3 protein-coding genes are annotated in these 5,850 nt (G+C 62.6%); 1 reads left to right on the top strand and 2 read right to left on the bottom strand.

The window, feature by feature from the left end; translation table 11 throughout:
- Positions 1-56: 56 nt before the first annotated feature.
- Together ACE03M_RS18370 and acs are read right to left on the bottom strand one after the other, a co-directional pair.
- Positions 57-464, bottom strand: coding sequence for a phage holin family protein (locus ACE03M_RS18370; protein WP_143922107.1), 408 nt, complete (start codon positions 462-464; stop codon positions 57-59).
- 167 nt (positions 465-631) lie between these two features.
- Entirely contained in the window at positions 632-2,566 is a 1,935-nt protein-coding gene (gene acs / locus ACE03M_RS18365; protein ID WP_485935446.1) for an acetate--CoA ligase, read from the bottom strand.
- 829 nt (positions 2,567-3,395) lie between these two features.
- Here acs and ACE03M_RS18360 point away from each other — a divergent pair.
- Complete coding sequence (locus ACE03M_RS18360) at positions 3,396-5,693, top strand: MSCRAMM family adhesin (RefSeq protein WP_485935445.1); 2,298 nt, start codon at positions 3,396-3,398, stop codon at positions 5,691-5,693.
- The last annotated feature ends 157 nt before the right edge of the window (positions 5,694-5,850 follow it).

The raw sequence follows: 5,850 nt of genomic DNA, 5'->3' as shown, positions 1-5,850 counted from the left end.
CCCCCCCCCCCCCACCGAGTGTGGAACTATTCCGCAGTTCTCAGTTGCGAGATCTGTCAGTATCGCGGTCCGGAGGGATTCTTCACCGCACGCTTGACCGACGCGAGCAACGACTTGGCCGAACCGATCGCCGTACCCGGAACCGGGTTGCCCTTCTTGAACAACGGCAGAGCAATCAGCACGAGGATGATGGCGAGCACCGCAAGGATGCCGAAGACAATGAGGAAGCTGCCCCACCATGGCCATCCCAGGCCCTCGTGGAATGCGGCGGCCCCGGCGAAAATCACCATGAACGATGACAAGAACAGGAAGAACAGGGCGACGACGGCAAGTGCCGAGCCGATGCCCAAGTTCTTCGCACCGGCTGTGGCTTCAGCCTTGGCCAGCGCAATTTCTTCCTCGGCGATCGCTTTGGAATCGTCGCCGATGCCTTTGATCAGTTCGCTGATCGACCTCTCAGCCATGAGTGCTCCTATCGACAAAAACTTGGACAATCTTTCTTAAGAGTAGTCTGAACGCGCGTGGTGACCAAAGAAATGCGGCCAGTAAAACGAGAAAAACCCGCCGGATGAATACGGAACGGCTCTGTGCGATCATCCGTTCTCACCGGCGGGTTCGTCTCAGGGCACGGTCAGTTCTTCGCCACCGATTCTTCGATCAGGTCCATGACCGATGAGTCGGCCAGGGTCGAGGAGTCTCCCACCTTGCGGTGTTCGGCGACATCCTTGAGCAGGCGGCGCATGATCTTGCCGGAGCGGGTCTTCGGCAGTTCGGATACGATATGGACCTTCTTCGGCTTCGCGATCGGCCCGATGTCCTTTCCGACATGTTGACGCAGCTCTTCGGAGATCTCTGGGGAGCCCTCGACATCGTTGCCCACGATGACGAAGGCAACGACGGCCTGACCGGACGTATCGTCCGCTGCTCCGACCACCGCCGCCTCGGCGACATAGGGGTGAGCAACCAAGGATGACTCGATCTCGGCCGTCGACAGACGGTGCCCGGATACGTTCATCACGTCATCGACACGGCCGAGGAACCAGATGTCCCCGTCCTCATCGCGCCTGGCGCCATCGCCCGCGAAATAGGTGTTCTCGAACCGTGACCAGTAGGTCTCTTTGAAACGCTCGGGATCTTTCCAAATACCGCGCAGCATCGACGGCCATGGCTGGCGGATGACGAGGAGCCCACCCTCCGGACCAGCTGGGCTGTTGCCCTCATCGTCGACAACATCGACGGAGATGCCCGGGATAGGACGCTGCGAAGAGCCTGGCTTCGTCGACATCACGCCGGGAAGCGGAGCGATCATGTGCGAGCCCGTCTCCGTCTGCCACCAGGTGTCGACGATCGGGCAGCGCTCACCGCCGATGACGCGGTGGTACCAGCGCCAAGCCTCAGGATTGATCGGTTCGCCGACGCTGCCGAGAAGACGCAGGCTGGAGAGATCGTACTTCGCTGGAATCTCCTCACCCCACTTCATGCATGTGCGGATCGCAGTTGGAGCGGCATAGAGGATCGTTGCCTTGTACTTCTCGATGATCTCCCACCAGCGTCCCTGGTGGGGCGTGTCAGGAGTGCCCTCGTAGACGATCTGGGTGGCGCCGGCTGCCAACGGTCCGTAGGTGACATATGAGTGTCCGGTGACCCAGCCGACGTCGGCGGTGCACCAGAACACATCGGATTCGGGCTTGATGTCGAAGACAGCCTTCATCGAGTACAGAACCTGGGTGAGGTAGCCGCCCGAAGTGTGCAGGATGCCCTTCGGCTTACCTGTGGTTCCGGAGGTGTAGAGGATGAACAGCGGGTTCTCGGAGTCGAAGAATTCGCACTCGTGCACAGGACTCGCGGTTTCCACCGTCTCGTGCCACCACTGGTCCCGACTTTCGACCATCTCGACGTCCTGACCCGTGCGGCGCACCACGAGAACAGTCTCGACGGGGGTGTCACCGTGTGACAGGGCGTCGTCCACTGCCGGTTTGAGGCTGGTGGCCTTGGCACGACGGTAGCTGCCGTCGGCGGTGATGACCACACGTGCTTCGGCATCGATGATGCGTGAGCGCAGCGCATCAGCGGAGAAGCCGCCGAAGACCACTGAATGGGCGGCGCCGAGGCGGGCACAGGCCAACATGGAGATCATCGCTTCGGGAATCATAGGCAGGTAGATGGCCACACGATCTCCGGCTTTGATCCCGAGGTCGGCGAGAGTGTTGGCTGCCTTGGACACTTCGGCGAGCAGCTCCGCGTAGGTGAAGGAGCGGGAGTCGCCGGGTTCCCCTTCGAAGTTGATGGCGATGCGCTCACCGTTGCCGGCGATGACATGGCGATCGAGGCAGTTGTAGGCCACGTTGATTCTGCCGCCGATGAACCACTTCGCGAATGGCGGGTTGGTCCAGTCGAGTACTTCTCCGAAGTCCTCATTCCAGTCGACGAGGTCACGAGACTGCTCGGCCCAGAAGCTCAGGTAGTCGGCATCGGCACGCTCGTATTCGTCGGCCTTGACATTGGCGGCAGCAACGAACTCTTCAGGTGGGGCAAAAGTTTCGGATTCTGCTGTGCTGTCGGTCATTTTTCCCTCCGGCTTCTTTGATGGATCGAAAATTCTAGTTGCACTGTATACCCGAGGCGGGGCCCAGGGGCACCGTCGTCCGTGCGATGAACGGTGGTGTCCGGGGGTAGCAATCACTCAGAGGCTGTGCTATATGACACACTTCTGGCGCCGAGCGGTACCCGGGGAGACGGATGCGGAGATTCGACTGTGCCGGACAGGCGGCAGAGAAGGAGTGCGCAGGGGTTCCTGTTCTGCAAGGATGGGGTAGGAGTCTGTCAGGATGGAAACCAGACAGACACATGAAGTTTGACGACCCTGTCCCCAAGAGCGACTGGAGCAATCGATGAGTTCGCCGCAGCACCCCACTGGATCAGGACCACAGCAGTGGCATGATCCGCACGCGCAGAACCCCGGGCCGAACAGCCAACCACAGTTCGGCCAAGGGGCGGCACATGGATCGGGACCTGCCTTCGGTGCAGGACCTGAATCTCAGTCCTCCGGGCCCGGTGGGTACGGCGGCGGTCCTGCCGGCTCGGGTGGACCGGGTCCCTATGGCTCGGGAGGGCCCGGTCCCTATGGCTCGGGACCAGGCCCACAGAACTCAGGCCCCGGCCCTTATGGTTCAGTGCCGGTGCCGGGACCATACGGTTCGGGCCCAGCTCCAGGTCCGCAGAACACTGGTCCAGGCCCTTACGGGCCAGGAGGCCCAGGACCTTATGGTTCGGCACCGGGTCCCTATGGTTCCGCTCCCGGCACTCAGGGGTCAGCGCCGGGTCAGTTCGGTTCCGCAGGTCCAGCAGCTCAGAAGAGTCCGCGCAGCGGCCCGGGTCTTCTCGGACCGCTGACCTTGCGCGATCTGTTCCTGCTCTGTGCAGGACTCCTTTCACTGGTTGTCCTCTTCGTGCCGTTCAAAGGCGATGGGTTCGTATCGGTGTCGCTGTGGCATTGGACCATCGACGCTATGGGCACCCTGACATTCGACGTGTTCGGAATCTGGTTGATTGTGGCGGCAGTCTTCGTCAGCAAATTCGGCAACGGTGGACTCAAGGTCGGTTCACTCAGTCTTGATCAGGCGATCTCGGTTCTCTCCGGCGCTGCGTTCACCTTTGCCTTCGTCCACCTGCTGACGTCGGTCCAGTTCTGGCACGTCGGTGCGTATCTTGCCTTCTTCGCGGCTCTGATCGCCTTCTTCGCGGGCGTATTCACCATGCTTCCCTTCTTCAGCAGGGAATTCGCGGTTCGCGATGATGTTCCCGCACATCCGAAGGCACGCCCCGTGAGCAAGCGCGCACCGCATCCAGCTCCTGTGGCGAACGTGCCAGGCGCCCACAACGGCCCAGGCGGATTCGGCGCACCCTACGGCGGTCAGCCCAACGGGCCGATCGGTTCGCAGGGTCAGCCAGGGGCACCCCTACATCCAGGTCAGCAAGGTGGACCGGGTCAGTTCGGCGGACAGAGCCAGTTCGGTGGCCCAGGTCAGCAAGCTGGACCAGGCCAGCCAGGTGGAGTGGACCAGAACAGCCAGCAAGGACAGTACGGCCAGCCAGGCCAGTACGGCCAGCCAAACCAGCCAGGCCACTTCGCTGCGCCAGAACAGAATGGCCAGCCTGTTGGGCAGGACCAGTTCGGTCAGCCCATCGGAGCAGAACAGGACAGCCCGTATGCTCCGCCGGAGCAGCAAGCGCAGGAGTCGTCTTTCGATTCTGAAACGGCTGCCGATGGCTCGGCGGACCAGGCGGTTCAGAGTACAGGGTCAGGCCAGACCTACCTGGGGGCCCAAGACTCACAGGATCCCCAGCACACGCAGAGCGAACCGACGCAGACCTTCGGGTTCGGTGCTCAGCGTGAGGAATCGCCGTGGAGCAACGACGGCGAAACAGCAGTTCAGGCTCCCGTGCCTGCAGACGGCTCAAGCACCGGCGACTCTAACGAACGAAGCGACTCCCGTGACGAGAGAGGCTCCGGCGCGGACAGCCGGGGCACCACCGAGTCGAAATCCGACAGCGCCGACCACGACTCGTCGGGAGCGGGCACGACCGCTGCCGTCGCAGGCGCGGGCGCACTCGGAGTCGGTGCCGCTGTCGCCGGAGCAGCCTCAGCGAGCTCGGAATCTGAATCGAAGTCGGAATCAGAACGACGTCGCGGACGCCATGCCGCGCCCAATTCGGTTGGTGAATCCGAAACAGCTGAGGGACGGGCCGATGGTCAGGCCGAGCGTTCAGAAGGTGGCCCCGACCGGACCGAAACCGCCGATCGTGAAGCGGTCAGCGACAGGGGGGACTCCGCGTCTCCTGCGGAGAGCAGCTCGTTCGCCTCGAAGGTCAACGCTCACGAATCGGACACCAACGTTCGTGCCTCCGAAGGGGTTGCGCTGAAGCCGGAAGACGACTCAACTGACTCAACCACTTCGGCCATCTCGGGCGAATCAGCTGACTCAACCGCTTCGGCGAACGCCGGACGCAGCGAGAGAAGCACGACCGCCGACGAGGCCCGTGGAAGCGAGGCTGGCACCGAGAAGCCGCGCACAGGGGCTTCGGACGACGATGCCACCGTCGTCAGCGGTTCCCCCGCAGATGGTGCTGCCGGCGCTGCTGCAACAGGTGCGACTGGTGGTGCGGAATCGGCTGCGGAACGTACCACCCACCCGGAAGCTGACGAACCGACGCAGTATGTGCCGGTGGCCGACTATGGCAACAACGCACACGGCAACAACGGCTCGGACACCGGAGAGGCGAGAAGACGCGGCGGAGATAACGCCGGGGACGCGCCTTCGGCTCCACAGTTCGGAGCAGCGACCGGCTCGTCGAACTCCTTCGCTATCGACGAAGAGGAAACTGTCGTCCAAAGCGCAGTTCAACCGGCCACGGGTCTGGACGATCGTGAGGACCGCTCGGGTCATGGCCAGAACGATGCCGACCAGGACGAGTCCGATCAGGGCGCTGGCCAGAACGTGATCCAGGCGTTCTGGTTCGCCGTTCCCGAACCGCGCGAAGCCGTGGACGCGACCACCGGAATGCCGGTGTTCACGATCTACCCCGGAGACTGGTTCCTCGGTCTCGAGGACAACGGTTCGTGGTTCAAGGTTCGCGATTCAGATGGTCGCGAAGGACTCCTGCGCAACACCGAAGGTGTCCAGCGGGGCTGAGACCAAAACGGTCGACTCGTGTGCTCGGGCTGTGGACGACGGTCCGAGCACACCTCGTCTGACCACCTGGGCAGATGCTGTCAGACTGTGCCCGAGAGGGTTCTGACCATGCGAGATGCTCACGTCGACTGAGATGGGGCGGGGGCTGTGACTTGAG

It is taken from the genome of Brevibacterium sp. AGC70 (assembly GCF_057334195.1).
The sequence above is the reverse complement of the archived record's forward strand: the minus strand, read 5'-3'. Positions and strand labels throughout refer to the sequence as shown.

Excerpts from the sequence above, each read along its gene's own strand:
- ACE03M_RS18370 (WP_143922107.1), bottom strand. The coding sequence starts at position 464 with ATGGCTGAGAGGTCGATCAGCGAACTGATCAAAGGCATCGGCGACGAT.
- acs (WP_485935446.1), bottom strand. The coding sequence starts at position 2,566 with ATGACCGACAGCACAGCAGAATCCGAAACTTTTGCCCCACCTGAAGAG.